Raw genomic sequence first — 26,967 nt, forward strand, 5'->3', positions numbered from 1 at the left:
GGCTGCTTGCTGCCTCCTGGGTACGCCGGTGGCTGGCAGCGCCGCAGGTCAGGCCGTCCGCCATACCCGGGCCTGCCGCCCGCCTCGGACCGGCTGAATGCCAGCACGCAGGGTTCCGGCAGCGTGCTCGCTGCTGCCGCCTGACGCGCCGACCGGCATGCGTTCCCGTGTAAAATGCCCGGTTTTTGACCGGAAGAATGGCGAAAGTTGCTCCACGGGCGCCCTTGTCGGGCCCGGCGTTCATTCGCCTGCTTGCTTGCCTCAGCGACGCGCACATCGCTCAGTCCAACCACGCGCTGGCCGACCGGCTGAGCCAGTGGATCGACTGGACGCGCGCGGTTGCCGTGTCCAAGGCGCTGGACGGCAAGCTGCCCGACACCGACGACCTGCCCGAACCGCGCCCGCTCGATGCGGAGGCTTGCGCACGCGTGCGCACCGGTCTTGCTGCCAGCAGCGTGACCGAGTTGGACGCGCTGGTTGTGCGCGTGCGTGCCGAGGCGCGCAACGCCGCGCTCGCAGACGCACCCGTCGCCGCGCCGGATTTCGCACCATTCCGGCAGCACTACTTAACCATGCAACGCGCCATGCGTACCGCCACCGGCGATCTGCGCGGGCGCCTGCGCGACCTGCTCGCATTGGCCTCCACCGACATGGCGCGGTTGGCCGAAGTGGATGCGGTGATGGAGCTCACCCTGAGCCCGCGCGAGCAGAGCCTGTTGAACACCGTGCCGAGCCTGCTCGGCGCACATTTCGAACGCCTGCGCGATGCTGCACAGGCGCAGCACCGGCCGACCGATGACGATGCCGCGCCACGCGCGGTGCCCGATGGCTGGCTGGATGTCTTCCGCAAGGACATGCAGAGCGTGTTGCTCGCCGAACTGGATGTTCGTTTTCACCCGATCGAAGGCCTGCTTGCAGCGCTTCGTACCCGCTAACTGGGACGTCATGTTCAGAACTCTCGTACACGTGTGTGTGTTTCTCGTCGGCCTGCTGGCGGTTTGCTGGGTCGGCATCGGTTATCTCGGCTCCAACCCGCTCGGCGCCTGTGTCGCGGCGGTGATCGGTGCCTGCTATGTGGCCGGCGCGCTGGAGTTGTATCGCTACCGCCAGGCCACGGCGACGCTGGAAGCGGCAGTCGATGGGCTGGCCACGGCGCCTTCTGCCCTGGGCGCTTGGCTACAAACTGTTCATCCTGGCCTGCGTAATGCGGTGCGCCTGCGTATCAAGGGCGAGCGCGTGGCATTGCCGGCCCCGGTGCTGACGCCGTATCTGGTCGGCTTGCTGGTGTTGCTTGGCATGCTCGGCACCTTGCTCGGCATGATGGCCACGCTCAAGGGCACCGGCTTTGCATTGCAGAGCGCCACCGACCTGCAGGCCATTCGCGGCTCGCTCGCAGCACCGGTGGAAGGCCTGGCGTTCGCGTTCGGTACCTCCATCGCCGGTGTGGCGACATCGGCCATGCTGGGGTTGTTGTCGGCGCTGTGCCGGCGCGAGCGCCTGCAGGTGGTGCAACGGCTGGACCTGAAGATCGCTGCCGAACTGCACATGCATTCGGACGCGCACCGACGTGGCGAAGCATTCAAGCTGCAGCAGCAGCAAAGCGCCTTGATGCCAGCCTTGATCGACCAGCTGCAGACGCTGGTGCACAGCATCCAACAGCACAGCATGGCTGCCGAGCAGCGCCTGGCCGCCCAGCAAGCCGATTTCCAGGCCAAAAGCGAAGCGGCGTATGCGCGGCTGGCCACGGCCATGGAGCACGCGCTGCAAGCCGGTGTCGCCGAAAGCGCACGGGCGGTCGGTGCGGCATTGCAGCCGGCGATGGAAGCCACCATGGCCAGCATCGCACGCGATACCGCCGCATTGCAGGAACATGTCACGCAAGCCGTGCAGCAACAGCTGGACGGCATTACCCATGGCTTCCAGACCAGTGCCAGCACCACGGCGCAGCACTGGAGCACGGCATTGGCGGCGCAGGAACGCGCGCAGCAGACCCACAACGCGCAGTTGCAGACCGCGCTGGAACAGATTGCCGCGCACAGCGTAGCCGTGCAGGACAGCGTGAGCAGCGCCGTGCAGCAGCAGTTGCACGGCGTCAGTGCAGCCATCGAGCAGAACGCGCGCACGGCGACCGAGCACTGGCAGGTGGCACTGGCTGCGCAGGAACGCACCCAGGCCACGTTGGCCGAACAGTTGCAGGGCACACTGGAACAGATCGACCAGCGCAGCGTTGCCGTGCAGGACAGCGTCACCCAGGCCGTGCAGCAGCAATTGAGCGCACTCAACGATGGCTTTGCCAACAGCACCGCGGCCAGCGCCGCCAGCTGGGCGGCCGTGCTTGCCGAACAGCAACGTGCCACCGAAACGCACAGCGCGCAGTTGCACGCCACCCTCGAACAACTGGCGCAGCGGACCAGTGCCCTGCACGACGGCGTGCAGCAGGCCGTGCAGCAGCAGCTGGACGGGTTGAGCAGCGGCTTCGAAGCCAGCACCGCCACGGCAGCGGCCACCTGGACGGCTGCGGTGGCCGAGCAGCAGCGCGCCAATCACGCGCTCACCCAGGAGTTGCAGGACACGCTCACGCAATTTGCCAGCACCTTCGAGACACGCTCCGCCGCGTTGGTGGATGCGGTCTCGCAACGCATGCAGCAATCCAGCACCGACGCTGCCAATGCGTGGCGCGATGCACTGGCTCAGCAGCAACACGCCAGCGCCACATTGTCCAGCCAGCACCACAGCGCACTTGCCGCCGCCACCGCCAGTTTCGAGGCGCATGCGGCGGCCCTGGTCGGCACCTTGCAGCAATCGCACACCGACCTGCAGGCGGCACTGGAAGCGCGCGACACCCAGCGCCTGGCGCTGTGGAGCGAGCGCTTCGGCGCGATGAGCACGGCCCTGACCGCACAATGGGAACAGACCGGCGAACGCGTCGCCCGGCAACAGCAGGCCATTTGCGACACCCTGGCCAGCACCGCCAGCGAGCTGTCCACGCAGGCGCAGGCGCAGGCCAGCGCGACGATCAGCGAAGTGTCGCGCCTGATGCAGATCGCCTCCGAAGCGCCCAAGGCCGCGGCCGATGTCGTGGCCGAGCTGCGCCAGTCGCTGTCCGAGAGCATGGTGCGCGACACCGCCATGCTGGAAGAACGCAGCAAGCTGCTTGCCACCCTGGACACCTTGCTCAACGCAGTCAATCACGCCTCCACCGAACAACGCGAAGCGGTGGATGCCTTGGTGACCACCTCGGCCGACCTGCTGCAGCGCGTGGGCAGCCAGCTCACCGAACAGATCGGCAGCGAAACCGGCAAGCTGGGCGCAGTGGCCGCGCATGTCAGCGGCAGCGCAGTGGAAGTGGCCAGCCTGGGCGAAGCGTTCGGCATGGCGGTGCAGTTGTTCAGCGGCGCCACCAGCGAGCTCAATGAGCGCCTGCAGCACGTTGCCACGGCACTCGATGCCTCGCTGGCACGCAGCGACGACCAACTTGCTTACTACGTGGCACAGGCGCGCGAAGTGGTCGACCTCAGCATGCTCTCGCAGAAGCAGATCATCGAAGAACTGCGCCAGCTCGATCGCGGGCGTGGCGAACCCGGCCAAGCAGAAACGGCATGAGCGACGAGATCGAAAGCGACGGCGAGCTGGGCACGCCCATCTGGGCGGCATTCGGCGACCTGATGTCGGTGTTGCTGGGCGCGTTCGTGCTGATCCTGGTCGGCGTGATCGGCGTGCAGTTGCAACTGTCCAGCCGCCTGGACGCGGAGGTCAAACAACGCCAGGCCGAAGCGCAACGTCGGCAGACGCTGGAACAGGCACTGGCCGCACCGTTGGCTGCCGGCCGCGTGACCCTGGTCGATGGCCGTATCGGCATTCGCGGCAATGTGCTGTTTGCGTTCAACTCCGACGAACTGCAGCCGGAAGGACGCGAGGTGTTGAAGTCGCTGGCCACGCCATTGACGCACTACCTGCGCGCGCGCGACGAGATCCTGATGGTCAGCGGATTTACCGACGACCGCCCGGTGCTGGGCGGCAATCGCCGCTACGCCGACAACTGGGAACTGTCCGCACAACGCGCACTCACGGTGACCCGTGCCTTGATCGCCGAAGGCGTGCCGGCGTCATCGGTGTTCGCCGCCGCATTCGGCTCGCAGCAACCGGTGGATTCCAACGCCGACGAAGCCCGCCGCGCGAAGAACCGCCGCGTGGAGATCGCGCCGATCGCGCGCCCGTCGTCGCGCGCAGGCGCATCGGCGCCGCCCGCAGCAACCGCCGCACCGCGATGAGCACGCCGGCACTGCCCGCACGCGCGCAACTGGAGCGCTGGCGCAGCCAGGGCGCCGATCGGTTGGATCCGGTGCGCTTCCATCTGATGGAAGCGTTGGCAGCGCGTGCCGATGCGCAGGCCAATGCGGTGCGTGAGGTGCTGGAACACAAGCTTGGCGCGATGGTCGATGGCTATGCGACAGCGCTGCAGCAGACAGCGCGTCGCCGTGCCGGGAGCCGTGCAGTGCCTTCCCCGACGCCGGCGTCGCCGCAGCCCAGCGCCTTGGGTGCGCTCACCGCGCAGATGGCCGGGCATGCGGCGCTGATGGAAGTGGACAGCCGCAAGACTGCCAGTGCAGATGCAATGCTGTTTCCGGAGCTGCCGGCGCTGGACGACTTTCGTCGCACCTGGACCACCGTGCGCACCGCCAGCCAGGTGCGGCAGTCGCTGCAGGATGCGCCCAAGAACGCCGGCCCGCTCAACTCCAGCGTGCTGGTGCATCGCTGCATCACGCTGATGCGCGAGCGCTCGCCGGGCTATCTGCAGCACTTTCTCGGCTATGTGGATGCGTTGTCATGGCTGGAGCAGCTGCACACCGGCGGCGCGTTGGCCAACGAGGAGGCCGCGCCGGCGACGCCGGGCAAGAAACGCAGCAAGAGTCCGTCGAAGCGACGCAGTTAGGTCCTCGATCGGTCCGGATCTACGTCGGGCCTGCTGACGCAGGCTCCGATCTCGGAGAGGCAGCCCAGCACCGCATGTGGCATGTCACCCGCCGTGAGCATGAGGTCACTGCACGCCTCTGGCTGCGAACCGCGTTGCACTTGCTCACGCGGCAGCTGAAGCTGCATGCAAGCGCACAACGACGTCCAGCAACCACTCGCCGGCGCGCTGCAGTCACTGCAGTCACGCCCGAGCGCGAAGCGTATTCAATTGGAACGTGGCGACCGTCGGTAACGCTGACATCCACCACGCTGGCGCATGCGCCGATCGCCGCTTCGGCCGCCGTGGAGCATCGCTCAAAACCGCAATTGCGCACCTACCGTCCAGCTCCGCGGCGCACCGGGATACACCCATTGCTCGCTGTACGAAAACGCCGCGTAACGGCGGTCGGTGAGGTTTTCCACCTTGGCATACAGGCGTAGCCTCTGGCTCAGATCGTAATGGCCAACCGCTCGCCACACGGTGTAAGCCGGCAACACGAAATCGGTGTTGCTATCCACCGAGCCCAGCCGCTCGCCGGTGTGCAAGACGCCCACACCCAGCGCCGCGCTTCGTTTGCCGGTCAGCGGCTGCTCGTAGTTCAGGAATGCGTTACCGCTCAAACGCGGCACATTCGGAAACCGCCGGCCTTCAGCCAGCCCCGTACTGGCGGCAGCAGCACTGCTGCGCGTCACCTGCGAATCGGTATAGGCCAGGCCCACCGACGCGGCCAGGTGCGTGCTCAACCTACCCAGCAGATCCAGCTCCACGCCCTGGCTGCGCATCTGGCCCACCGGCAGCGAAAAACTGGTGTCGGCCGGATCCAGGCTCAACACGTTTTTCTTGTCGATGCGGAATGCGGCCACGGTGGCTTCCAGGCCATCGCCGGGCTGCACGTATTTCAAGCCGGTCTCCAGCGAGCGGCTTTTCTCGGGTGCAAAGCTTTGCCCGTTGGCGCCCACACCGCTGTTGGGGCGAAAACCCGCCGCCGCACTGGCGTACAGCGACAGCGCATCGTCGACATGGAAGGTCATGCCTGCACGCGGGCTCGCCACGCCGTCGGATGCCCGCTGCGTGGTGCCGCGCAAGTGGTTGTCCAGGTCTTGCCGATAGTGGTCGTAGCGCAGGCCAAGCAAGGCCTTCCAGCGCGCGCCCAGGTCGATCTGGTCCTGCGCGTACACACCCCACACCTGCTGGCGTTCGTCGGTAGCGGTGATGGTGGACAGCCGTCCTGGCTGTGCCAGGCCATAACGCGGCGCCAGCACATCGATGCTGTAGGGCGTGGCCGCGGAACGGGCGCGCTGCTGAAAGCGGCTGTCGTCGAAGCGATTGCCATCGATGCCGAACAACACATTGTGCGTGACCCTACCGGCCTGAAGACTGCCAAGTACTTCTGCACGCGCTGCGATATCGCGGCCCTGGTAATCGCGGTAGCGGCGTTCGCGGCGCAAGCTGCGCTGGTCGGCCTGCAGCGTCCAGGGCTCGGTGGAAAATCCGCGCATGCCACTGTCGCGGTAAGTTGCCCCACCCTGCACCGACCAGGTCTGATCCAGACCGTGCACCACGAATAGCTGGTGCCCGGTGGAATGCAGGTCGATATCGCCATCGCGCGGCTCGCCCAGAAAGCGCGAGGCCGGCAGCCGGTTGGCATCGCCACCGATGGCCGTCACGCCACGATCGAAGGGCGTGTGGAGCCGCACCGCTTCCAGCTCATACGACACTGTCGTATCGGGCGTCGGCATCCACAACAGCGACGGCGCCAGCAAGGTACTGTCGCTGTCGACGGTATCGCGAAAGCTGTGTTGATCCTTGTGCATCACATTCAAACGGTACGCCACGTTCTCGCTCAGCGGGCCGGTGCTATCGATGGCCGCGCGATAGCTGTCGAAGCGGCCTGCCGATACATCCACGCTGTGCTGCGGCTGAAACAGCGGCTTTTTGGTGACGATGTTGACGGCCCCGCCCGGCTCGCCGCGCCCGTACAACGCCGACGCCGGCCCCTTGATCACCTCGATGCTCTGTGTATTGGCCGCATCGCGCAGACCGTTGTAACCGCGGCTGGCATTGAAGCCGTTGACCATGTAATCCGAACTGAAATTCGGATCGCCGGTGAAGCCGCGCATCGAATAGCTATCCCATAGGCCGCCCAGGTTGTTGGCCTTGGTGATGCCGCTGGCCAGTTCCAGTGCGCCAGCCAGATCGGTGACGCCTGCATCTTCGAGCAAGGTCCGGTCGAGTACCCGTGCACTGATCGGCAGATCACGCAGCGGCGCATCGGTCTTGGTGGCACCGGTAATGCTCAGCGCGCGGTACGGCGTGTATTGGCTGCGCACCTGCACCGCATCCAGGTCGCGCGCCTGCGACTGCGCAGCCTGCGCGCAGGCAGTGCCGCAGGTGCAGGCCAGCAGGCTGAGCAGGGGCAGCGCGTGCAGCGTGCGGTGGCGCGAGAACACGGGCATCGGGCAGAACTCCTGAAGCGCCCCGGCGCAGTGCATCCGGGGCGCAAGTAAAAGACGCAAGGAAAGGTGAAACGCAGATACCGCTATGAAGCAGGGCCGGCCGTTGTTTCGAAGCGTGGCGCTCGCCCGAAATCGTCGCGCGTGAACGGCCGGTCGCGGAACAGATAGCCGTAGTAGAACGTGCGCAGCGCCCGGTGATAAGCGCGAATGCGATCCTGATAGGCCAGCTGTGCCTGCAGATCGGTGTCGGCCAGGCGCGTCAGCGCCGCCTGCAGCGCAACCGGGGGCAGCACGCTGGCCACGCGTTGCGCCAACGCTTGGCGACGCTGCAGCCCCTGGCGATACGCTGCCACCTGCGGCGCCACCTGCTGGTCGCCATTTTCATGAAATGCGAAGTACCACTTATAGTGGAACGCCGTGGTCAGCGGCGCCGAGTCGGCCCATTGCCGATTGCGCGCGTAGAACGCCTGCATGGTGTCCTGGCGCGGAATGTCCCAGGCGTGGTTGACCGCCTCGCGCTGCAACCGCGCAATCTCGGTACCCTGGTTGACCGGCACTGCCTGATTGATTGCCACGTGCGCCAGCGCCGGCGCCACCAACGCCAGCACAACCCAGCAGGTAGCCAACGCCGCGGCATGCGCGGCAGGCCGCCACTGGAGGCGCCCGACCAGCACCGACAGCAGCACCCAGAACAACAGGTACGCACCGCCCAGTGCCAGCACCGCCAGTTGCTGCAACCACGGCACCGCATTGAACGTAGCGAACATGACGAACGGCACGCTCAGGCACACAAACACCGCCGCTGCGCGCACCACCACGCGCCGTACCAGCAGCGCAGCGCCCGCACCGGGCAGTGCGGCAAGCATGCGTGCACGCCCCGCTTCACGCTCGCCCGAACGCAGATCGAACAGCAGCGCGATCACGAACAGCGGCAGCAGGAACACCAGCACGAACGCGTAGTCGAAGCGGCCAGCCAATGCGAGCTCGGGGTTGTAGCTGTCCCCGTCATGGATCTGCGCTTCCAGCCCCAGCGCGCGCACGCGCAAGATATACGGCGAGACATCGCGCATGCCGACCGCCGCAAACGCCAGCGGCGATGGCAGGTCCCAGGTGGGGTGGAAGCTGTAATAGGCCGCGCTGCCGGCATCGTTGGAACGCGCCACATAGTCTTCTACCGCCGCGCTGTCTTCGCGCTGCAGCGCTGCAATCCTGGCGATGTTGTCGCGCTGCGTCGCCATCACATGTTGCCCGGACAGCAGGCTGCACACGGTGAGCAGCGCAAGCAACAGCAATCCGGCGAGCGCCGCACGTGCGCGTAGCAGCAACAGCAGTTCGTATTTCCACAGCACCATCAGCGCGCCACTCCCACACCTTGCCCGGCTGCCGCCAGCATGCACAGCGCAGCAAGCAGCCAGGCCCCGATCAGGCCGAACGCCGCACCTGCCGTGCCGATCACCTCGGTCGCTGGCGCCGGCTGGAACGCAAACACCGGAATCTCATGCCAGTGCTCGGACGAAATCCGCTTGCGCCGATCGGCGCCTGTATCCTGGGCGGTGTCGTCGGCCATGCTGACCGCGTCGGCCTGCAGTTGGTTGAGCTGCTGCACCAGCGTGTAGCGGTAGTGCTCTGCCTGGGCCAGGAACCGCAGATGCGCGCGCAGGTCGGTTTCTGCCAGCGTCATCGACACCTCGCGCAGCGCCACCGTCGGGCTGAGCAAGGAAAACGCACGCACCAGCAGGTTCTGTTGCTGCTGGATGGATGCATCGCGGCCCGCATACCGCTCGAACAGGCTTGCGCTCAGCCGCTCGCCTTCCAGTGCCAGCAAGCCCTTGTAGTTCACCGGCAGGTCTTCCACGCGCTGCACGCCGTAATGGGCCAGCGTCTGCTGCTTGAATTGCGCAAAGTGCGGGTCGTCCGGATTGTGGCTGTCGCCGAGCGTGCGCAGGTCGCGCTGGATCGCCACATCGGTTTCCAACCGGGTCGGCAGGCGGTACGCGGCATTGGCCGCGTCCGGCGCCACGCGCGGTACCAGCAGGGCCAGCCACACCCATACCGCCAGCGACACCAATAGCGCATCGCGGCCGCGCCGGCACCGCATCGACACCGCCAGCACCAGCGCACACCACACCAACAGATACGCGCCATAGGCCAGCACCAGCAGCGCAACCAGCGGCGCTTGCCCTGGCAACAACGCGATCGGTGCCAGGCCGATCAAGGCCGGCAGCAGGCAGGCGCCGGCCACCGCCGCCAGCGCCAGATACTTGCCGCCAAGCAACTGCCGGCGCGTGGCGCCCTGCAACAACAGCGCGCGCAAGGTGCCGGTTTCCTGCTCGCGCGCCACCGCGCCATAGCCCAGGAAGACCAACATCAGCGGCGCCAGCACCTGCAGCACGAAGGCGGGCGTGAGCTGACCGAAACGCACCAGCAACGAGCTCTGACGCACATCGCCGAAATTGGCAGTGTTCTGGCGATGCCCTTCCAGAAACATGCTGTTACCGGTGAACGCATCCACGCCGGAATCGAATGCAGCCAGTGCCGGCAACGGGCGATAGATGAAATGGCCGTAGTGCACCACGCGGTGCGGATGCCGGTCCGGCTGCGCTTGGAACGCCTGCTGCGCTGCCTGTTGCTGCCGCGCGCGGAAATCGGCCACTTCGCGCTGGTGGTGCGCAGCGGTCAACGCCGCCACCAGGGTGAGCAACATCAGCAGCACCACACCGATGGCAGCGGACCGGTTGCGCGCCATATAGCGCAGTTCTTCGCGTGCGACCAGCAACACCGGACTCATACGTGCAGCCTCACGCAGCGCGATCCTGCGGGCGCGCGAAACGCGCATGCAGGGTGCGCACGTCGAAGCCGCTGTCGCCGGCACCGATCTCTTCGGCAATCCGGCCGTTTTCCAGAAACCCGATGCGGTCGGCCACATCCACCGCACCGAGCAGATCGTGGGTGACCATCAGCACCGCGGCGCCGCGTTCTCGCACGCTGCCGACCAGGCGATTGAAGTCGGCGATGGCGCGCGGATCCAGCCCGGAGGTGGGCTCGTCCAGCAGCAGCACCGGCACCTCGCGCAATGTGGCCACGGCAATGGCCACCTTCTGCCGCATGCCCTTGGAGAACCCTGCCAGCCGTTGCGCCCAGGCATCGCGCTGCAGGCCAGCGGCCGCAAATGCCTCGCCAATGGCGGCCTGGCTGCGACGCTGGCCGGCCAGGGCAAGCAGATAGTCGGCATTTTCCAATGCGCTCAGATGCTCGTAGAGCGCCACGTTTTCCGGCAGATAGGCCAAGCGCGCGCGCGCCTTGCCGGGGTCGGCGACCGGGTCCACGGCGTCCACGCGCAGGCTGCCGGAGACGGGTTTGACGAAGCCCAGCAACGTGGACAGCGTTGACGACTTGCCGGCGCCATTGCCGCCCAGCAAGGCGTAGACGCTGCCGGGCGCGACGCCGAGGTTCAGCCCCTGCAGCACCGCGCGGCCACGGTAGGCCACGTGCAGGTTGGAGATTGAAATCGCGTGGGTCATTGAAGAATTGAAGGGCGTGGACACAGACGTATCAGGAAATGATACGTTATCACATTGCTTGCACCGCCAAAATCCGCCCGCCGTCGCGGGCAGGAGCCCGGCCGGCACTAATAACCGCCGCGCCGCGCATCGCGCCTGCGGTCAGCGCCTTGCGGCGCGAACGTCCAGCCAGGCGCCTGCGCCGACACGGCTGACCCGCACGAGCAGACACCGTCGCCCACCACTCGAGACCCTCACACACAATGACCTTCGAAACGCGCAGCTGTCATCCGCCCGATGCTTTCCATGACTTCGACCGCCACGCTCCCGCTGACGCCAAGGCCTGCAACACCGCGCGCAGCACCCAACGCCTCGCCAACGGGCTGGCCATCGCACTGTTCGCTGCCGCACAGCTCAACGCGCAGACCATCGATACCAGTGCCCCGTTGCCGCCGGTCCGCGCGTGGCACGGTGCCAGCGAAGCATTGATCGTGGCACCGGACGATCCGTGGATGACGCCGGCCGAGCGTAGCGATTTCGTCAGCACGCCCAGCTACGCGCAAACGCGTGCGTGGCTGCAACGGCTGGTTGCTGCTTCGCCGCTGCTGTCGCTGGAGGTGTTCGGCAAGACCGGCGAAGGGCGCGACTTGCTGCTGGTACGCGCACGCAAGGGCAAGCCCGGCAAACCGGTCGTGCTGGCACAGGCCGGCATCCACGGCGGCGAGATCGATGGCAAGGACGCCGGCCTGATGCTGCTGCGCGATATTGCACAACGCGGCAAGGACGATCTGCTGGACGAGGTCGATTTCGTGTTCGTGCCCATCCTCAACAGCGATGGGCATGAACAGCGCGGCCCGCTGATCGGCGCCGCATTGCGTGGCCCGCAACAGATGGGCTGGAACACCACCACACGCGGCATCAACCTCAACCGCGACTATCTCAACCTGGAAGCGCCGGAGACGCGCGCGATCGTCAAACTGCTGCAAACGCTCGACCCCGCCTTGTATGTCGACCTGCATGTCAGCGGCGGGCTCGATCATCAGTACGACATCACCTTCACCTTCGCCGGCTGGGGCACCTACGCGCGCTCGCGCGCCACGGCCGGCTGGCTGCAGCAGCGCTTCACGCCAGCCGTCGACGCCGCGCTGCGCCGCCAGGGTCATGAACCTGCGATCTACCCCAGCCTGATCGACGAAGACGCGCCGCGCTCGGGCTTGCGCTATTCGCCTGAAGGCCCGCGTTATTCCACCGGCTATGGCGACTTCGCCGGCATCCCCACCGTGCTGGTGGAAAACCACCGCCTGAAGTCATACCGGCAACGCGTGCTCGGCGATTACGTGCTGCTGGAAGAAGCCCTGCGCCTGGTCGGCCGCGATGCACACGCCATCGATGCCGCCAAGCGTGCCGATCGCGCGGCGCGCCCGCAGGAATTGATGGTGGCGTGGGAACGCCTGCCGCAGCCGATCGACCATATTCCGTTCAAGGGCGTGACCTACACCCGCGCCCTGTCGCCGGTGTCCGGCCGGCCGGAATTGCGCTGGGAAGGCCGCGACGAAACCTGGACGATGCCGGTGATCGGCTACCGGCAGACGCAGGCGGTGCAGTACCCGGTGGCGTGGTGGATTCCGCCCGGCAACGACGATGTGCTCGCCTTGCTCGATGCGCATGTTGGCCGCCGCCTTGCTGGAACCGCGCAGCAGCGATTCGTTGCTGGCCAGCGGACGTTTCCGCCATGCCGGCAGCCCCGACAGCGGGCTGTATGCCACCGAGCTGGTTGAATTCACCGAACGCATGTTGCGCAGCGATGCCGCGTTACGCAGCGCGTTCGAGCAAAAACTGGCCAACGATGCGGCGTTCCGCGCCGATGGCGATGCGCGCCTGCAGTGGGTCTATGCACGTTCGCCCTATGCAGCGATCAGCGGCTGGCGGTACCCGGTGCGGCGCGAAGTGAGCAATAGCGCCGCGCATCCCTGTGGCGCTCACCGCGGTGCGGGCGCCATCACTGGCGCATGCTCGGCCATCAGCGCAATCACCCAATCGATGAACACGCGCAGCTTGGCGCTGACATGGCGGTTGGGTGGGAAGGCGATCGACAGCGGCATCGCTTCCAGCTGCCAGTCCTGAAAGATCGGCACCAGTTCGCCGCTGGCGACATGCGCGTTGGCCATGTACACCGGCAGCCACAGCACACCCATGCCGGCCAGGCCGGCGGCCAGATAGGCATTGCCATCGTCGGCGGCCACCACGTGGCGACCATGCACGCGCACCGCCTCGTCGCCGCGTTGCATCACATACGGCACGGTTGTGCTGCTGCCCCAGCGCATGAAGCCAACGCAACGATGCCGTGTATTTTCCAGCTCGGTTGGATGCGTCGGGGTACCCAGCCGCTGCAGGTAATCGGGCGCTGCGTACACGCCGGCCTGCAGGTCGCCCACGTGACGCGCGATCAGCGACTGGTCGGTGATGGTGCCGCCGCGTATCACGCAATCGACGTTTTCGCCGATCAGATCCACCCGGCGGTCGCTCACGCCCATGTCCAGCTGGATCTCCGGATAACGCGCATGGAATGCCGGCAACGCCGGCATCAGGATCAGCCGCGCCAACGGGCTGGGCACGTCCACGCGCAGGCGCCCGCGTGGCAAGCTGGCTGCAACCGACAGGCTGGTTTCGGCATCGTCCAGGTCTGCCAGCAGGCGCAGCACGCGCTCGTAATAGGCCGCGCCATCGGCAGTGACCTGCACCCGGCGCGTGGTGCGATTGAGCAGCTTAACCCGCAGGCGCGCTTCCAGTTGCTGCACCAGCTGGGTCACGCTGGCGCGGCTCATGTCCAGGTGTTCGGCCGCCTTGGTGAAACTGCCGGTCTCGACCACGCGCGCAAACGCCTGCATTGCATCGAATCGATCCACCACTGCTCCCGCGGCCAAGATTGTTTGGATTCTACAAACAGTGTTGGTCGATGCTGCCGATTTATCGCAACTGCAGACCCGCCTAACGTGTGCCTTCGTTCTGATGCACTTCGATGGAGAGCCACATGGCCACACGCGACGTCGTTTTCCCGCAGGGGCGCCACGCCCTGTACGAGCGCCACCATTACTCGCCGGCGGTACGCGCCGATGACCTGCTGTTTGTCGCCGGCCAGGTCGGCAGCCGCGAGGACGGCTCGCCCGAGCCCGAGCTGGACGCGGAAATTGCCCGCGCCTTCGTCAACCTGGATGCCGTCCTTGCCGCGGCCGGCTGCACTTCGCAGGATGTGGTCGACGTCACCTTGTTCATGGTCAACCCCGAGGTGGTGTTCGAGGCAATGTGGGACAAGTGGGTCAGCTACTGGGGCCCGGCCCCCTACCCCACCGTCACCGCGGTCGGCGTGACCTGGCTGGCCGGCTTCCAGTTTGAGATCAAGGTGGTGGTCAAGCTGCCGGCGAAGGCTGCATAACACCTCCCATTGCCTGCGCGGTAGTCATCGCGCCATCCCACCTGCAGCAGATCTGCGCCTGCGTAACTCAACCAGCGCGCGCAGGCGCGCGTCTCGCATTCGATCGGCCACGCCTGGCTCGCCAGCGCGTGGCGTTGCCTGTGTCCACGCCGCGCAACGTGCCCATCGCACCCCTGTCAGATCTCCAAACATCAGCGAAGAAGATCGCCGAGAGCATCAGCCTCATCAACGGCATCGCCTCCAGACCGAATGCCAAGCGTCTGGCTACACGCCGAAACAAGATCTGGGCGACCGCACGCTGCTCGGGTCCAAGTCACCAACAAGCAACATTCGTATGCGATAGCTGTAGCGCTCGCCATGCCGCGAGCCCTCTGTTTCCCTGGCGCGTTGTCCAACGTCGATGTGCTGACGCATCGCGGCGGCGGCTTCGTGCGTCCGATGATTTCAAGGAGATTGACTTCCATGCGCTTGAAGACCTTTTTTGTCGTTCTGCTTCTCACCACCTTCAGCGCCGCCGCACAGGCGCAGGTGGTGACCCTCAACAAGGGCGGCTATACGCTGACGTACGACTGCACCAACCGCACCGCACTGCGCTACGAATACGTGCTGCAGGCCGACACAGGCTCGGCTGCACGCCCGTCCAGCTTCAATCTGGATACCGAATTGCCCAGCGGCTGTGCCGGCCAGACCTCCACGGCCTCGTATGCCAGCGTGCGTTCCGGCTATGACCGCGGCCATCTGGTGACCTCCAACCACATGGACTACAACGCGACCTACATCCGCCGCGCCAACCTCATGAGCAACATCGTGCCGCAGGTGGCCAGCTTCAATCAGGGCATCTGGGTACAGGCAGAGAACGTGGCCGAGTGCTATCGCGATATCGCCAGCGTGCAGGTTTACGGCGGCGTGATCTACAGCGACACCAGCAACGATTACTTCCTCAGCAGCCACGGCATCCGCACGCCGGATTTCTTCTGGAAGACCATCATCACCGCCAACCCGGGCGGCGGTTCGCGCGCCATCAGCTGGCTGATTCCCAATAGCGCCAACCTGGGTGCGTTGGACAGCTATATCGTCAGCATCGACGAACTCGAAGACCTCTACGGCGCCAGCACCATCGGCATCAGCGCACCAGCGGCTGTCAAAGCCATGCTGCCGTCCACCACCTGGCCGCAGCCGAGCAATTGCGATCTGGGTTGAGTCGCGCTGCATCCACGGCATGTCGCCCAGCCCGGCCTGTGCCGGGTTGGGTCACGGCGCGGCGGGCACTGGCTGCGTGGCGCCGCGCCGCCTGCGTGACAGCCTGCGCGCGGCTCGACATCTCCATCGCAGAGCCGGCGTGCCGGTGGAATGGACTGCGGTCCCGCGGGCGCCAGCCATGTGTCAGGTGTGTCAGCGCTGCCACATTTATTGGCGAGGTCTGCGCTGTTTTGACGGCCAACGGCCGACATATGCTTGATCGCACTCTCGCTCCCCTCTTGCGATCACGCTCATGCCATCCCCCTTGTCTGCCAACGCCGGCCTCGCCTTGCTGAGCGCCCTGTCGATCTTCGCTGCCAGCCCGACAACCGCCGCACCAGTGCAGAGCCTGCCTACCATCGTGCTGGTGCATGGCGCATTTGCCGATGGCTCCAGCTGGTCTGGCGTGATCGAGGCGTTACAGCGCCAGGGCTATCACGTCACTGCAGTGCAGAATCCGCTCACCTCGCTGGCCGACGACGTCGCTGCGACCCGCCGCGTGCTGGAGCGACAACCTGGCGACGTGCTGCTGGTCGGGCACTCCTGGGGCGGCGCGGTGGTGACCGAATCGGGCAACGCCGACAACGTCAAGGGCATCGTCTATCTGTCGGCCCTGGTACCCGATACCGGCGAGTCGGTCGGCACGCTGCTGGCACGCCTGAAAGCGCCGATGGAAGGCCTGCAGCCGGATGCGCAGGGCCTGGTCTGGCTCGACGACGCGGCGACCTACCAGCACGTGATGGCCGCCGATGTGCCGCTGGCCAAGGTCAGGCAGCTTGCCGCCGTCCAGCAGCCGATGACCGCCGCCGCGTTCGGCGACGCGGTCTCGCAGGCCGCGTGGCATCGCAAACCGACGTGGTACCTGATCACCGACAACGACAATGCGTTGCGTCCGGATGTGCAGCGCGCCATCGCCAAGCAGATCGGTGCCACCAGTACCACCATCGCATCCAGCCATCTTTCGCTGGTTGCGCAGCCCGCCAAGGTGGCCGAGTTCATCGCACGTGCCGCGCGTACCATCGGTACGCCATCGCGGTGAGCACCAACACGAACCTGGCGTGTCGCGGCGGCCCTTACATGCGCTCAGGTCGGCTAACAAAACGTAGCGAGCAGTCGTCCGGCGGGTGCGGACGGCGCGCTCAGAACCGCCGTGTACGAGTGGTATATGCCGATGCCCGGCAGCGGCCGCGCCCGCCTGGCGCTGCGCAGTCGTTTTGTTCGCTGCGCTTAGCCTGATACCTCGTGTTCGGCGCTCTCCAGCACCGCAGGCAGGACGTCGACCAGGAACTCGATCAAGGCGCGCACGCCTGGCGCCAGTCCGCGACGCGAGGGATACACGGCGTGTAGTTGATGCACCGGCAACGTGTGGTCGCCCAATAGCACCACCAGTTCGCCACGGGCGATGCTGCCCCTGCACAGGGCCAGCGGCAACTGCGCCACGCCCATGCCGGCCAGCGCCGCTTGGTGCAGCAGCTCGACATCCTCGGTGAACAGGCGCGAACGGTAGTCCACCAGTTCGCTGGTGCCTTGCGGGCTGGTGAGCCGCCACCGGGGCGGCTCGCCATTGACGCCACGCGGGCCCATTCCCAGTACCTCATGCAGTGCCGCGGCAGAGGCGAACGGCCCATGCGCGTGCACGAACCCGGGGCTTGCCACCAACGCCTGCCGGCTGACGCCGAACGAGCGCAGGATCAAGCCGGAATCGTCCAGGCTCGAACGCACCCGTATCGCCACGTCGATGCCTTCGGCAATCAGTTCCACCCGTCGACTGGTCAGCTCCAGATCGACCTGCACATCCGGATGCGCCAACAAAAACCGCGGCAAGAGCTTGGCCAGAAACAGATGCGCCACACCGGTCGGGCAGCTCACGCGGATCCGGCCGGAGGGATGCTGCGTGGCGCGCTCGGCCACATCCAGCGCCCATTGCGCCGAGCGGGTGATGGATTTGCAGTGCGTATAGAACTCGGCACCGACCTCGGTGAGGCTGACCGCACGGGTTGAACGCTGCAACAGCCGCACGCCCAGGCGTTGCTCCAGATCTGCCACCCGCCGACTGACCTTGGAGCGGGGAAACCCCAACGCGCGACCGGCCGCCGAGAAGCTGCCGTGGTCGACCACTGCCACCAGCAGCGCGAAGTCGTTGAGGTCTTCCATCTGAATCCAACCCCACGCAAGGAGGCCGTCATTGTCCTGCCAGGCAGGACAGTTTGTCATCCGCCAGCGGCCTACCTGCGCCCGAGGGCGCTTCGTAGAGTGCCGCCACCGACCACAGCACACGAGCCCACCATGCGCTTGCTCCATCTCGATTCCAGCATCCTGACCGACACGTCGGTCTCCCGCCAGCTCACCGCCCAGGTGGTGCAGGACCTGCACGCAGCGATTGACGATCTACACGCCACCTATCGCGACCTTGCCGCGGTTCCCATCGCGCACCTTTCCGGCGCGATTGCTGCCGGCTTCCGCCCGCTGCCGCAACCAGCCAGCGACGCGGCATTGGTGGCCGAACATGCATTGTCCGAGCAACTGGTGGACGAATTCCTCGCCAGCGACATCGTGGTGATCGGCGCGCCGATGTACAACTTTTCGGTGCCGACCCAACTCAAGGCCTGGATCGATCGCATCGCCCAGCCCGGCCGTACGTTTCGTTATACCGCTAACGGGCCCGAAGGCCTGGCCGGCGGCAAGCAGCTGATCGTGGCGTCCTCGCGCGGGGGCATGTACACGCAAGGGCCGATGGCCTCACTGGATTTTCAGGAGGCGTATCTGACCGCAACGTTCGGCTTTCTGGGCGTGCGCGACGTGCACTTCGTGCGCGCGGAAAATCAGTCGCGTGGTCCGGAGCCGGCCGCGGCCGCATTGATCAGTGCGCAGGCCTCCATTGCCGATGTCGTGCGCAGTGTCGGGCGCGGGGTCGCGCACGCGCGCGTGGAGGCCTGAGCCATGTTGCATCTCATCACCCTCACCTATCGCGTCGCCCCGCCGGCACTGGCCGCACATCTGGACGCCCACAAGCAGTGCTTGCGGGAGCACATCGATACTGGGCTATTCCTCGCGGCCGGCCCATCGGCCGATGGTCTTGGCGGCATCGTGCTAGCCCACCACACCGATGCGTCGGCACTGGATCGGGTTGTGGCGCAAGACCCGTTCGTGCTGCATCAGTTGGTGGATGTCGGCATACGCCGCTTCGAGCCAGCACTGCGCGCCAAAGGGTTTTTGCCCGGTTGAACGAGACCATACCGGTGGAATGCGACGCCACGGCAGGTCATTCGTCGTAGCGACACAGGCGTCGCTGTCAATTGAGACCTGCAGGCGTGTCGACGCTTGCAGGCCGGGGCGCATGGCCGCTTGCCGCAAACCACGCAGCGTACGGGGTGTTCTTGACCAGATGCCGGTTGAAATCCTTGGCACCATCGGTCCACCACACCGCGCCGCGTTCACCCAAGGCGACCTTGGCTGCATCGGCCGCACCGCGCGCGGCCAACAGGCGTTGTGCATCGTCGTCGCGCTTGGCGGCCTTGACCGCGCGTCGCGCATCCATGAGTGCACTGACCAACGCGGCACGCACCTCTTCGCTCAGGTGCGGGTTGCTGGCGCGCCACAGGCGCTCTCGCACGATGAGGTAACGGCCGTCGGGCGTCGTGAGGGGCGTGGTCGCGGCAGTCATCGCGCGCTCAAGGCCAGGCGTACGGTTGCCGCATCGCGGCAGTGCGTGCGGCGCTCACTCCACGCGTTCGAAGCGAGCGCGGGCAACACCGTCCACCTCGACCTGCTCGACGAACATCGCATACGGGCGCACCCACAACCCGATATCGCGCTCCAGTGGCCGATACAGCACCAGCGGCTCCAGGGTTTCGCTGCTGCGCACCACACCGAGCACCTCATAGCGGCCGCCTTTGAAATGACGGTACTCGCCCAGTGCGATGGAAGGTAACGGCGGCAGGGTGTCCATGGCGGTATCAACGCGATCGAAAGGCCCTGGAGTTTAGGACCGCACGCAATGTGTGGCGAGCCGGCTTGTGTTGACGCTGCCCGCCGGCGGTCGATGACGGACATCCACACGCCTTGCATTCTCGGCAGGCCGGGTCCGCCGTGTCGCTGGCGCCTGCCTTGAAAGAGGAGGACCGGCCGCCACTGCAGCGGCGGCCATGGCACCTCGCGCCGTCGACAGCATCGGGGCCTGTCGTGCGCCGTCGGGGCTCGCCGCAATCGCGTGCGTCCCGCAGAAGCAACCTCAGGTGTCCTCTTCGTCCTCTTCGTCCTCATCCAGTTCGTCCTCGATGCTGTCGTCGTCATCGATTTCGCTGTCCTGCGCAGGCCCGTCCTGCAGCAGATCCTCATTCTTGCCCGGCGCCTTGACGCCGTTGGGTGGCGTCGGGTCGTCGATACCCCGGTTGGCATTCTGGTTGTTGTTCATGGTCAGCTCCCGCGGCAGAAGACCGCCTGCCCACCCTCCTCCCGGCCCTGTGATGCGCACGTGTGCCGCACCCAAAAAATGCGCCGTTCATCGCAGTATCTGAACCATTGTGGCTCGGCGCAGGGTCGCCCCGCGCCGGCCTGCATCCGCGTATCGCCTCTCCCCGTAGACAGCAGGACGCCTACCGAGGAAACACCATGCCGAGCTTGATCTGCGATTTGGAAGACCTGCTCGCCTCCTGGAAGGCCGAAGCACGCACCTTCGACGCCTGCGACATGCCGGCCTCTGCACTGGCCTTCCGCGATTGCCATCGTCGCCTGTCCGCGTTGCTGGACGCGCATGCACGCCAATCGGCCTCGCCGACAGCCGCGCTGGTTGGGCATGAGCAGCCCAGCTCAGTGACCGAGCTGCAGCCGCGCGCCATCGCGCCGATGGGTTCCTAGGGTGTCGATCAGCGCGTTGCTGGCCTGATTCGCGCCAGCTACCTCGACCTCGGCGCCGTGCGCGCGCAATTTGAACACCACCCGATCCAGCGCCGCTACCGCACTGATGTCCCAGAAATGCGCGTGGCGCAGATCGATCAGCACCTTCGGCGGCGTGCCGAGGAAATCGAAGCTGGCGACGAATTGCCCGGCCGATGCGAAGAATACCTGGCCGCGCACCGCATACACGCGTACCCCATCGTCACCATCGCTGGCCTGCACCTGCAGCATGCGCCCGACCTTGCGCGCGAAGAACAGTGCCGACAGCAGGACGCCGGCCAACACGCCGCGCGCCAGATCGTGCGTCCAGACCGTGACCACGACGGTGCCCAGCATCACCACCGACGAACTTGCCGGGTGCCTGCGCAGATCGCGCAGCGACCCCCAGTTAAAGGTGCCGATGCTGACCATGATCATCACCGCCACCAATGCCGCCATCGGAATCTGGCGCACCCAGGCCGCGCCATAGACCACCATCAGCAGCAGGACGACGCCGGCCACCAGGCACGACAAGCGCCCACGTCCGCCCGAGCGCACATTGATGACCGACTGCCCGATCATCGCGCAGCCAGCCATGCCACCGAAGCAGCCCGCCACCATGTTCGCCAGTCCTTGACCTGCGCATTCGCGGTTGCGCTGCGATGGGGTATCGGTCAGGTCTTCGACAATCTGCGCCGTCATCAACGACTCCAGCAAGCCGACCACCGCCAGCGTCGTCGATACCGGCAGCAGGATGCGCAGGCTGTCCCATGTCAGCGGCACGTCCGGCAGCAAAAATACCGGCAGGCTCTCAGGCAGGTGGCCCATGTCGCCCACGTGCCGGAGATCGAGATGCCAGTACGCGCATGCCGCCGTCAACACCACAATCGCGACCAGCGGCGAAGGAATCGCCGTGGTGACGCGCGGGAGCAGATAGATGATGACCAATGCCGCTGCACACACCGCATACACCGGCCATGGCATGCCGACCAACTCCGGCAGCTGTGCCAGGAAGATCAGAATTGCCAATGCGTTGACGAAGCCAGTGATCACCGAGCGCGAGACAAAACGCATCAATGCGCCCAGACGCAATGCGGCTGCAATCAGCTGCAGCACGCCCGCCAGCACGGTCGCCGCCAGCAGGTACTGCACCCCATGGTCCTTGACCACATTCACCATCAACAACGCCATGGCACCGGTGGCGGCAGAAATCATGCCTGGCCGACCACCGGCGATCGAAGTCACCACTGCAAGACAGAACGCCGCGTAGAGCCCAACCTTGGGATCGACGCCGGCAATGATCGAAAACGCGATGGCTTCGGGAATCAGCGCAAGCGCGACCACGATGCCGGCGAGCACATCGCCACGCACGTTGCCGAGCCATTGCTGGCGCAACGGGAAACTTCTGGACATTGAACGACTCCGTGCGCCGGCAACCACACGGCGCATTACATGCACGTCAAACACCTGGACCTTCGCAGCAACTGCGAGCGCGTAAGGCCTGAGGTCAGGGTGGTGTCATGTGTCCAAGGAGATCGTTCTTGAGCAGTGGCGATACTAACGCGCTCAGGCTAGCCCGAACAACCCGACGCTGCGCCTGTGTCTGCGCATCGAACATCAGACACAGATCAACGATGCGCACGCATGCGCGTAGCCGTTGCTGGCAGCGCGCGGCTCAGTCGTCGCTAGCCACGCGTTCGCCCATCAGTTCACGCTCGCGCTTTTCCAGTTCTTCGGCGTAGCGCTTGCGCACGAATCCCTCCGACAGCACGCCCAGTACCTTGCGATCGCTGTCGATCACGGCCAACTCGTCGGCCTGTGTCGTATCGAAGACCTTCATGATCGCCACGATGTCGGTGTCGGCCAGCAGCGCCGCATCGCGGTGCTTGGCATAGTCGCCGACCGGCGCGTCCAGCTGCACATTGTCGGCGTACAGCACGGCCAGCGGCACCACGCCGGCGTAGTGTCCGTCTGCATCTTCCAGCACCACGCGTTGCGTGGAGCCCAACGGGAACCGCCGCCGGAATTCGGCCACGCTGATGTCGTGCGCGGTGTGGTTGGCATCCTTGCGCATCATCTTGCCAGCCGACAGATTGCGCACCCAGCCCACATCGCGCGCACTGCGGATGTTTTCGCCGCGCAGATGCAGCCGCCAGGTGGAGAACGAATAACCGAACACCTGCCGCACCACGGTATTGGCCACCAGCACCGCCGCCATCACTGCGCTGGCCAGCACGAAATCGTGCGTGCCTTCCAGGATCAACATGGCCATGGTCATCGGCGCGCCAACGATGGCCGCCGCCAATGCAGCCATGCCCACCAGCGATGCACTGGTGGTGTCCACCACTGCAGCGCCCAGCAACAGGTTCAGGCTCACCGCGAACAGGCTGCCCACCAGCGAGCCCATGAACAACGAGGCGAAGAACAGACCGCCGCGGAAGCCGAAACCCAGCGAAATTCCCGACGCAATGCACTTGAGCACCAACAGGATGGCGAGCACCTGCAAGGTACTGCTGCTGGTCAGGTCCAGATGCAATGCGCCATGCCCCGAGGACAGCACCTGCGGCGAATACAGCGCCAACGGAATCAGCAGCAACCCACCGATGACCGGGCGCCCCCACACCGGCAGATTGATGCGGCCCACGCCGCGTTCGATGCCGGCGACCAGGCGCATCACCGCAATGCCGATCAACGCGCACGCCAGGCCCAGCGCGATGTAGACCGCATAGTCGCGCGGCTGCAATTGGTAGGCCACCGCAGCAGGCAACGAGTACGGCGCTGCGCCCAGGGCATTGGCCATGAACGCGCCAGCCAATGCGGCGGCGGCCACCGGTGCCAACGCCGATGGCGTGTAGGCACCGATGACGATCTCGAACGCATAGAACGCACCGGCCAGCGGCGCGCCGAAGGCGCCGGCAATCGCACCGGCCGCGCCGGCGCCCACCAGCGTGCGCATGTCTGCACGCCGCACCCGCAACACGCGCCCCAGCTGCGAGCCGGCACCCGACCCCATTTGCGTGTAGGTCGCCTCCAGTCCCACCGACGCACCGAAGCCGTTGGACAACAAGGTCTGCACCGCAACGATCAGGTTGTCGCGCATCGACATGCGCCCGCCATGCAAGGCATTGGCTTCCACCGCATCCACGAGGGGCCGCTTGCGCCGCCGCGCCATCAGCGTCACCAGACCAACCAGCAAGCCGCCCAGCGGCAACACCAGCAACTGCGTTGCCGTCATCGAGGTGGCCGTGCTGAGCCGCTGCTCGGGCGCGAGCGCGTACAGCCAGCTCTGCAGGCCATGCGCGATACCGGCCTGCAGCACCATCAATCCAGCCGCGATCAGCCCCACCAGCGCGGCCAGGGCGATGAACCAGAGATCGTTGGCGCGCAGCTGCCTGCGCAAGCCGTCCAGCGGCCGGCGGAGTTGCGCCGCCATGGCGTGCACGGCCGGCAAGGTGTGGGAAAGTGGCTGCATGGGACCAGTGATTGCGGGGTCGGCACCGGCAGAGCCGGCGTCCGCTGTGGGCTCTAGTGTGCATGAGCGCCGCTGACCTGAGCCAATCTGGCGCGGCGATGAAACGCGCGCCGCGCCGCAGGCGTGATTGCAGGGCCAGGCATTCAGGCGCCAGAATCGGAGCCGGCACGCGGCGCACCATGCGCGTGCGATCGTTGAGCCACTCGAACAGGGATGCACGATGCTCTACCTGCTGCTGGGCTTGATTGCCACCGAAGGCCTCTTGCTGATCACCTGGAACCGCCCCTACTTCAGCTGGGGCCTGCCGGTGTTTACACGGCGTATTGCGGTGACCCGCGATGCGTTGGCCTGCTTTTCGCTGGCGCAGGTGGAAAATGCGGTCGAGCCATCGCGCTGGCCCGACTTGCGGTTCCATCGCCTGTCCGAAGACGTGTATGCGTTTCGCGAAACCTTCCTGTTCGTCGGCGGTGTCTATCCGATGATCATGCGCGGGCGCATCGTGATCGACCGTCGGCAACGCGAGATCATCGTGAGCGGTTTCTGCAACTGGACCGTAGTGATGATGGTGGTTGGGTTCCTGGTTCCGGCAGCCGTCGTCAGGCCAGGGGCCACGCTGATGTTCGCGGGACTTCTCATGCTGTCCTATCTGCTGCAACGCAGCCGTTTCATCAGTGTCGAAGCGGCCGTGCGCATGCTTCTGCACACCAACACCACCCCGCTGATTCCGCGCCGGCCAGAGGCGACGCCGCGCGTCCCGGCCGACTGACAGCCGCCTGACGCCATGCGTTGCGGTGCGTCACTCCACCACGCACAGCGGCACTTCGGCGGGCCGCAAGGTCAACACACGTACGCCAGTGCGCGTCACCGCCACGGTATGTTCGAACTGCGCCGACAACCTGCCATCGCGCGTATGCACCGGCCACTGATCCGGTTGCGAACGGATCGCCGCACGGCCCTGGTTGATCATCGGCTCGATGGTGAACACCATGCCTTCCTGCAGTTCCAAGCCAGTGCCCGCGTGGCCGTAATGCAGAATTTGCGGGTCTTCATGCATCTCACGGCCGATGCCGTGCCCGCAGTATTCCTTGACCACGCTATAGCCGTGCGCACGCGCGTGCCGCGCAATGGCATGGCCGATATCGCCCAAGCGCGCGCCCGGGCGCACCGCTGCAATCCCTTTCCACATCGCCTGATACGTGGCCTGCACCAGGCGACGTGCCGGGTAAGCGACCTCGCCCACCAGGTACGTGGTACTGGAATCGGCGATATAGCCGTTCTTTTCCAGCGTAATGTCCAGGTTGACGATCTGCCCGCTGCGCAACACGTCGTCGGCCGATGGCACGCCATGGCAGACCACATCGTCGATGGATGCGTTGAGTACGAACTCGAAACCGTACTGCCCCTTGCTCGCAGGCCGTGCGTCGAGCTCATCGACAATCATGCGCTCGACAAACCCGTTGAGTTCCAGCGTGCTGCGACCTTCCAGCGGCAAGCGATCCAGCGCATCGAATACCTGCGCCAGGAGCTGGCCAGACACCGCCATCAGCGCGATCTCGTCGGGCGACTTGATCACGCCCGGCCCGGTTTCAAGGCTTGCGGCCGTACGCCCGCCGCGCGCAATTGTTCGGCCACGATCTGCTGAAACGTCGTGTCCGGATGCATCTCGCACAGCATGCCGACCTTGATCCAGAAATTGGCCTGCGCATTGATCGAACGGCTACTCACCGTGCACGCACGGCGCAGTTGATCGTGCAGGTCGTCGTCGATATTGACGATGCCCATGATGGCTCCCGTTTTGCGTCGATATACGAATCGTATATGAAACGTATATTTGCACGCAATCTCTCCGGGGCGGGGCGCCGTCGAGGGCGATGCCTGTCCGGCGTGTGCTGCGTGCCTTGTCGGACAGGCCCGGCAACCTCGCAGTACGGTGAGCACGGCGCAAAAGCGAACCGGCCCCGGGCCGATGCGATGCCACAACGCCCGGAAGCAAACGCCGCACATCGCGTGAACGCCACAGGTTGCGTTCGTCAGCGCTCGACCACCGAATGTGTCCGCCCGATCCGGGCATAGATTTCGCTCACCCACTCGATAAACACACGCACCTTGGTGCTCAACTGTCGGCTGGGCGCATAGGCGATGAAGACATCCAATGGCGCCGGGCGCCAGTCCTGCAGGACCGGCACCAGCGCGCCGCGTTCGATGGCCGGCCGCACCATGAAATCGAGCGTGTGGATCAGCCCGAGCCCGGCCAATCCGGTCGCCAGATGCGCGTTGCTCTCGTTGACCATCACGCTGCAGTTGGGAACGATCTCCAGCGGCGCGCCATCGTCCAGGAAATGCAGCGGCGGCGCTTTGCCGCTATGCGCGGAGAAGTAGCCCACCACGGGAAACGCCAGGCTTTTCAGCTGTTCCGGGTGGGTCGGGACACCGTAGCGTACGAGATAGTCAGGACTCGCGCAGGTGGTCCAGGCAAGGCTGCCGATCTTGCGCGATATCAGCGCGCCGTCGTCCGCCGTGCTGCGGATCGCGCAGTCGATGTTTTCGCCGATGACATCCACCGTGCGATCGGTGACGCCGAGCTGCAGCTGGATATCCGGATAGCGCGCACAGAACTCCGGCAATGCGGGTATCAACAATCCGCACGCCGTCGAGCCGCCCGTATCTACACGAAGCCGGCCCTTGGGGCTGCCCTGGGCACGCCCCAACGTGGCTTCCACGTCGTCCAGCTCCGTGAGCAGGTGCCGCACGCGCGCGTAATACGCAGCGCCGTCGTTGCTGACACGCACGCGGCGCGTGCTGCGTTCAAGCAATTTGACTCCCAGATGTTTTTCCAGCGCGCTGATCGACTTGCTCAGCGTGGCATTGGGCATCTGCAGCGATTCCGCCGCACGGTTGAACCCACCGGTTTCCACAACGCGCGCAAAGGCACGGATTGCCTGCAGGTGATCCATTGATCGCTCCGTCTAGAGCGCCGGATTATTCCCTCAGGGAAATAAAGAATCAACGATAAGCCGATTTATCGCCGCAGCGAGGTT

Annotated in this window: 25 protein-coding genes, 1 other RNA gene and 1 pseudogene; 12 read left to right on the top strand and 15 right to left on the bottom strand. The window is 65.7% G+C overall.

The window, feature by feature from the left end; all coding sequences use genetic code 11:
* Positions 1-185: 185 nt before the first annotated feature.
* From LN450_RS11140 to LN450_RS11155, 4 genes are read left to right on the top strand one after another with little or no spacing between them, the layout of a single operon-like run.
* Entirely contained in the window at positions 186-935 is a 750-nt protein-coding gene (locus tag LN450_RS11140; protein ID WP_074038448.1) for a DUF3348 domain-containing protein, read from the top strand.
* A 10-nt stretch (positions 936-945) separates the two neighbouring features.
* Positions 946-3,603, top strand: a complete 2,658-nt coding sequence (locus LN450_RS11145; protein ID WP_011348733.1) for a DUF802 domain-containing protein — start codon at positions 946-948, stop codon at positions 3,601-3,603.
* Positions 3,600-4,271 (top strand): OmpA family protein, encoded by a 672-nt coding sequence (locus LN450_RS11150; RefSeq protein WP_008577671.1) that lies wholly within the window; start codon positions 3,600-3,602, stop codon positions 4,269-4,271. The genes LN450_RS11145 and LN450_RS11150 overlap by 4 nt, the downstream gene beginning before the upstream one ends.
* Positions 4,268-4,933: a DUF2894 domain-containing protein gene (locus tag LN450_RS11155; protein ID WP_011348734.1), complete on the top strand. Its 666-nt coding sequence runs from the start codon at positions 4,268-4,270 to the stop codon at positions 4,931-4,933. Before LN450_RS11150 ends, LN450_RS11155 begins: the two co-directional genes overlap by 4 nt.
* Before the next feature lie 335 nt (positions 4,934-5,268).
* On the opposite strand, the gene LN450_RS11160 is transcribed toward LN450_RS11155, so the two are convergent.
* The 4 genes from LN450_RS11160 to LN450_RS11180 form a co-directional block, all read right to left on the bottom strand.
* A complete protein-coding gene (locus tag LN450_RS11160; RefSeq protein WP_011348735.1) occupies positions 5,269-7,410 on the bottom strand; it encodes a TonB-dependent siderophore receptor in 2,142 nt (713 codons plus the stop codon).
* An 83-nt stretch (positions 7,411-7,493) separates the two neighbouring features.
* On the bottom strand, positions 7,494-8,762 hold the full coding sequence (locus tag LN450_RS11170; protein WP_011348736.1) for a DUF3526 domain-containing protein: 1,269 nt from the start codon (positions 8,760-8,762) through the stop codon (positions 7,494-7,496).
* Positions 8,762-10,198 (bottom strand): ABC transporter permease, encoded by a 1,437-nt coding sequence (locus LN450_RS11175; RefSeq protein WP_011348737.1) that lies wholly within the window; start codon positions 10,196-10,198, stop codon positions 8,762-8,764. The genes LN450_RS11170 and LN450_RS11175 overlap by 1 nt, the downstream gene beginning before the upstream one ends.
* A 10-nt stretch (positions 10,199-10,208) precedes the next feature.
* Complete coding sequence (locus tag LN450_RS11180; protein ID WP_008577661.1) at positions 10,209-10,931, bottom strand: ABC transporter ATP-binding protein; 723 nt, start codon at positions 10,929-10,931, stop codon at positions 10,209-10,211.
* A gap of 242 nt (positions 10,932-11,173) precedes the next feature.
* Here LN450_RS11180 and LN450_RS11185 point away from each other — a divergent pair.
* Positions 11,174-12,860: pseudogene (locus LN450_RS11185) on the top strand (M14 family metallopeptidase); the annotation flags it as partial.
* 29 nt (positions 12,861-12,889) lie between these two features.
* On the opposite strand, the gene LN450_RS11190 reads toward LN450_RS11185, so the two are convergent.
* The gene (locus LN450_RS11190; RefSeq protein ID WP_031425028.1) at positions 12,890-13,834 is read right to left on the bottom strand and encodes a LysR family transcriptional regulator; all 945 of its coding nucleotides are present in this window, start codon (positions 13,832-13,834) and stop codon (positions 12,890-12,892) included.
* Between the two features lie 107 nt (positions 13,835-13,941).
* On the opposite strand from LN450_RS11190, the gene LN450_RS11195 reads away from it, so the two are divergent.
* The 3 genes from LN450_RS11195 (at position 13,942) to LN450_RS11205 (ending at position 16,621) form a co-directional block, all read left to right on the top strand.
* On the top strand, positions 13,942-14,343 hold the full coding sequence (locus LN450_RS11195) for a Rid family hydrolase (protein WP_011348740.1): 402 nt from the start codon (positions 13,942-13,944) through the stop codon (positions 14,341-14,343).
* 462 nt (positions 14,344-14,805) lie between these two features.
* On the top strand, positions 14,806-15,543 hold the full coding sequence (locus LN450_RS11200; protein ID WP_039416846.1) for a DNA/RNA non-specific endonuclease: 738 nt from the start codon (positions 14,806-14,808) through the stop codon (positions 15,541-15,543).
* A 292-nt stretch (positions 15,544-15,835) separates the two neighbouring features.
* Positions 15,836-16,621, top strand: coding sequence for an alpha/beta fold hydrolase (locus LN450_RS11205; RefSeq protein WP_011348742.1), 786 nt, complete (start codon positions 15,836-15,838; stop codon positions 16,619-16,621).
* Between the two features lie 51 nt (positions 16,622-16,672).
* Here LN450_RS11205 and LN450_RS11210 read toward each other — a convergent pair.
* Together LN450_RS11210 and LN450_RS11215 are read right to left on the bottom strand one after the other, a co-directional pair.
* Positions 16,673-16,749, bottom strand: a non-coding RNA gene (locus LN450_RS11210) — sX9 sRNA.
* A 60-nt stretch (positions 16,750-16,809) separates the two neighbouring features.
* Entirely contained in the window at positions 16,810-17,736 is a 927-nt protein-coding gene (locus LN450_RS11215) for a LysR family transcriptional regulator (RefSeq protein ID WP_011348743.1), read from the bottom strand.
* A 132-nt stretch (positions 17,737-17,868) separates the two neighbouring features.
* Here LN450_RS11215 and LN450_RS11220 point away from each other — a divergent pair, with 132 nt between their 5' ends.
* Positions 17,869-18,519: an FMN-dependent NADH-azoreductase gene (locus tag LN450_RS11220; protein WP_029820407.1), complete on the top strand. Its 651-nt coding sequence runs from the start codon at positions 17,869-17,871 to the stop codon at positions 18,517-18,519.
* Positions 18,520-18,522: 3 nt separating this feature from the next.
* Positions 18,523-18,807, top strand: a complete 285-nt coding sequence (locus LN450_RS11225; RefSeq protein ID WP_011348745.1) for a YciI family protein — start codon at positions 18,523-18,525, stop codon at positions 18,805-18,807.
* 67 nt (positions 18,808-18,874) lie between these two features.
* On the opposite strand, the gene LN450_RS11230 is transcribed toward LN450_RS11225, so the two are convergent.
* The 3 genes from LN450_RS11230 to LN450_RS11240 all read right to left on the bottom strand — a co-directional run bounded on the left by LN450_RS11230 (position 18,875) and on the right by LN450_RS11240 (position 19,996).
* Positions 18,875-19,246, bottom strand: coding sequence for a hypothetical protein (locus LN450_RS11230; RefSeq protein ID WP_011348746.1), 372 nt, complete (start codon positions 19,244-19,246; stop codon positions 18,875-18,877).
* Between the two features lie 54 nt (positions 19,247-19,300).
* Complete coding sequence (locus LN450_RS11235; RefSeq protein WP_008577645.1) at positions 19,301-19,531, bottom strand: DUF1653 domain-containing protein; 231 nt, start codon at positions 19,529-19,531, stop codon at positions 19,301-19,303.
* A gap of 282 nt (positions 19,532-19,813) precedes the next feature.
* A complete protein-coding gene (locus LN450_RS11240) occupies positions 19,814-19,996 on the bottom strand; it encodes a hypothetical protein (RefSeq protein WP_039416841.1) in 183 nt (60 codons plus the stop codon).
* 197 nt (positions 19,997-20,193) lie between these two features.
* On the opposite strand from LN450_RS11240, the gene LN450_RS11245 reads away from it, so the two are divergent.
* Positions 20,194-20,439, top strand: a complete 246-nt coding sequence (locus LN450_RS11245) for a hypothetical protein (RefSeq protein ID WP_011348748.1) — start codon at positions 20,194-20,196, stop codon at positions 20,437-20,439.
* On the opposite strand, the gene LN450_RS11250 is transcribed toward LN450_RS11245, so the two are convergent.
* Positions 20,392-21,870, bottom strand: coding sequence for a SulP family inorganic anion transporter (locus LN450_RS11250; RefSeq protein ID WP_011348749.1), 1,479 nt, complete (start codon positions 21,868-21,870; stop codon positions 20,392-20,394). The genes LN450_RS11245 and LN450_RS11250 overlap by 48 nt on opposite strands.
* A gap of 262 nt (positions 21,871-22,132) precedes the next feature.
* Positions 22,133-23,890, bottom strand: coding sequence for a chloride channel protein (locus LN450_RS11255; protein WP_031425045.1), 1,758 nt, complete (start codon positions 23,888-23,890; stop codon positions 22,133-22,135).
* 259 nt (positions 23,891-24,149) lie between these two features.
* Here LN450_RS11255 and LN450_RS11260 point away from each other — a divergent pair, with 259 nt between their 5' ends.
* Positions 24,150-24,695: a hypothetical protein gene (locus LN450_RS11260; RefSeq protein ID WP_011348751.1), complete on the top strand. Its 546-nt coding sequence runs from the start codon at positions 24,150-24,152 to the stop codon at positions 24,693-24,695.
* Positions 24,696-24,725: 30 nt separating this feature from the next.
* Here LN450_RS11260 and map read toward each other — a convergent pair whose 3' ends face one another.
* The 3 genes from map to LN450_RS11275 all read right to left on the bottom strand — a co-directional run bounded on the left by map (position 24,726) and on the right by LN450_RS11275 (position 26,883).
* Positions 24,726-25,502 (bottom strand): type I methionyl aminopeptidase, encoded by a 777-nt coding sequence (gene map / locus LN450_RS11265; RefSeq protein ID WP_039416838.1) that lies wholly within the window; start codon positions 25,500-25,502, stop codon positions 24,726-24,728.
* Positions 25,499-25,711 (bottom strand): ParD-like family protein, encoded by a 213-nt coding sequence (locus LN450_RS11270; RefSeq protein WP_014091192.1) that lies wholly within the window; start codon positions 25,709-25,711, stop codon positions 25,499-25,501. Before LN450_RS11270 ends, map begins: the two co-directional genes overlap by 4 nt.
* 248 nt (positions 25,712-25,959) lie before the next feature.
* Entirely contained in the window at positions 25,960-26,883 is a 924-nt protein-coding gene (locus LN450_RS11275) for a LysR family transcriptional regulator (RefSeq protein WP_011348754.1), read from the bottom strand.
* Between the last annotated feature and the right edge of the window lie 84 nt (positions 26,884-26,967).

The sequence above is a fragment of the Xanthomonas euvesicatoria pv. euvesicatoria genome (assembly GCF_020880415.1).
GTDB classification, from domain to species: domain Bacteria; phylum Pseudomonadota; class Gammaproteobacteria; order Xanthomonadales; family Xanthomonadaceae; genus Xanthomonas; species Xanthomonas euvesicatoria.

What these genes read in the sequence shown, in the direction of transcription:
- LN450_RS11145 (WP_011348733.1), top strand. Translation starts at nt 946, where the DNA reads ATGTTCAGAACTCTCGTACACGTGTGTGTGTTTCTCGTCGGCCTGCTG.
- LN450_RS11150 (WP_008577671.1), top strand. Translation starts at nt 3,600, where the DNA reads ATGAGCGACGAGATCGAAAGCGACGGCGAGCTGGGCACGCCCATCTGG.
- LN450_RS11155 (WP_011348734.1), top strand. Translation starts at nt 4,268, where the DNA reads ATGAGCACGCCGGCACTGCCCGCACGCGCGCAACTGGAGCGCTGGCGC.
- LN450_RS11160 (WP_011348735.1), bottom strand. Translation starts at nt 7,410, where the DNA reads ATGCCCGTGTTCTCGCGCCACCGCACGCTGCACGCGCTGCCCCTGCTC.
- LN450_RS11170 (WP_011348736.1), bottom strand. Translation starts at nt 8,762, where the DNA reads ATGGTGCTGTGGAAATACGAACTGCTGTTGCTGCTACGCGCACGTGCG.
- LN450_RS11175 (WP_011348737.1), bottom strand. Translation starts at nt 10,198, where the DNA reads ATGAGTCCGGTGTTGCTGGTCGCACGCGAAGAACTGCGCTATATGGCG.
- LN450_RS11180 (WP_008577661.1), bottom strand. Translation starts at nt 10,931, where the DNA reads ATGACCCACGCGATTTCAATCTCCAACCTGCACGTGGCCTACCGTGGC.
- LN450_RS11195 (WP_011348740.1), top strand. Translation starts at nt 13,942, where the DNA reads ATGGCCACACGCGACGTCGTTTTCCCGCAGGGGCGCCACGCCCTGTAC.
- LN450_RS11200 (WP_039416846.1), top strand. Translation starts at nt 14,806, where the DNA reads ATGCGCTTGAAGACCTTTTTTGTCGTTCTGCTTCTCACCACCTTCAGC.
- LN450_RS11205 (WP_011348742.1), top strand. Translation starts at nt 15,836, where the DNA reads ATGCCATCCCCCTTGTCTGCCAACGCCGGCCTCGCCTTGCTGAGCGCC.
- LN450_RS11215 (WP_011348743.1), bottom strand. Translation starts at nt 17,736, where the DNA reads ATGGAAGACCTCAACGACTTCGCGCTGCTGGTGGCAGTGGTCGACCAC.
- LN450_RS11220 (WP_029820407.1), top strand. Translation starts at nt 17,869, where the DNA reads ATGCGCTTGCTCCATCTCGATTCCAGCATCCTGACCGACACGTCGGTC.
- LN450_RS11225 (WP_011348745.1), top strand. Translation starts at nt 18,523, where the DNA reads ATGTTGCATCTCATCACCCTCACCTATCGCGTCGCCCCGCCGGCACTG.
- LN450_RS11230 (WP_011348746.1), bottom strand. Translation starts at nt 19,246, where the DNA reads ATGACTGCCGCGACCACGCCCCTCACGACGCCCGACGGCCGTTACCTC.
- LN450_RS11235 (WP_008577645.1), bottom strand. Translation starts at nt 19,531, where the DNA reads ATGGACACCCTGCCGCCGTTACCTTCCATCGCACTGGGCGAGTACCGT.
- LN450_RS11240 (WP_039416841.1), bottom strand. Translation starts at nt 19,996, where the DNA reads ATGAACAACAACCAGAATGCCAACCGGGGTATCGACGACCCGACGCCA.
- LN450_RS11245 (WP_011348748.1), top strand. Translation starts at nt 20,194, where the DNA reads ATGCCGAGCTTGATCTGCGATTTGGAAGACCTGCTCGCCTCCTGGAAG.
- LN450_RS11250 (WP_011348749.1), bottom strand. Translation starts at nt 21,870, where the DNA reads ATGTCCAGAAGTTTCCCGTTGCGCCAGCAATGGCTCGGCAACGTGCGT.
- LN450_RS11255 (WP_031425045.1), bottom strand. Translation starts at nt 23,890, where the DNA reads ATGGCGGCGCAACTCCGCCGGCCGCTGGACGGCTTGCGCAGGCAGCTG.
- LN450_RS11260 (WP_011348751.1), top strand. Translation starts at nt 24,150, where the DNA reads ATGCTCTACCTGCTGCTGGGCTTGATTGCCACCGAAGGCCTCTTGCTG.
- LN450_RS11270 (WP_014091192.1), bottom strand. Translation starts at nt 25,711, where the DNA reads ATGGGCATCGTCAATATCGACGACGACCTGCACGATCAACTGCGCCGT.
- LN450_RS11275 (WP_011348754.1), bottom strand. Translation starts at nt 26,883, where the DNA reads ATGGATCACCTGCAGGCAATCCGTGCCTTTGCGCGCGTTGTGGAAACC.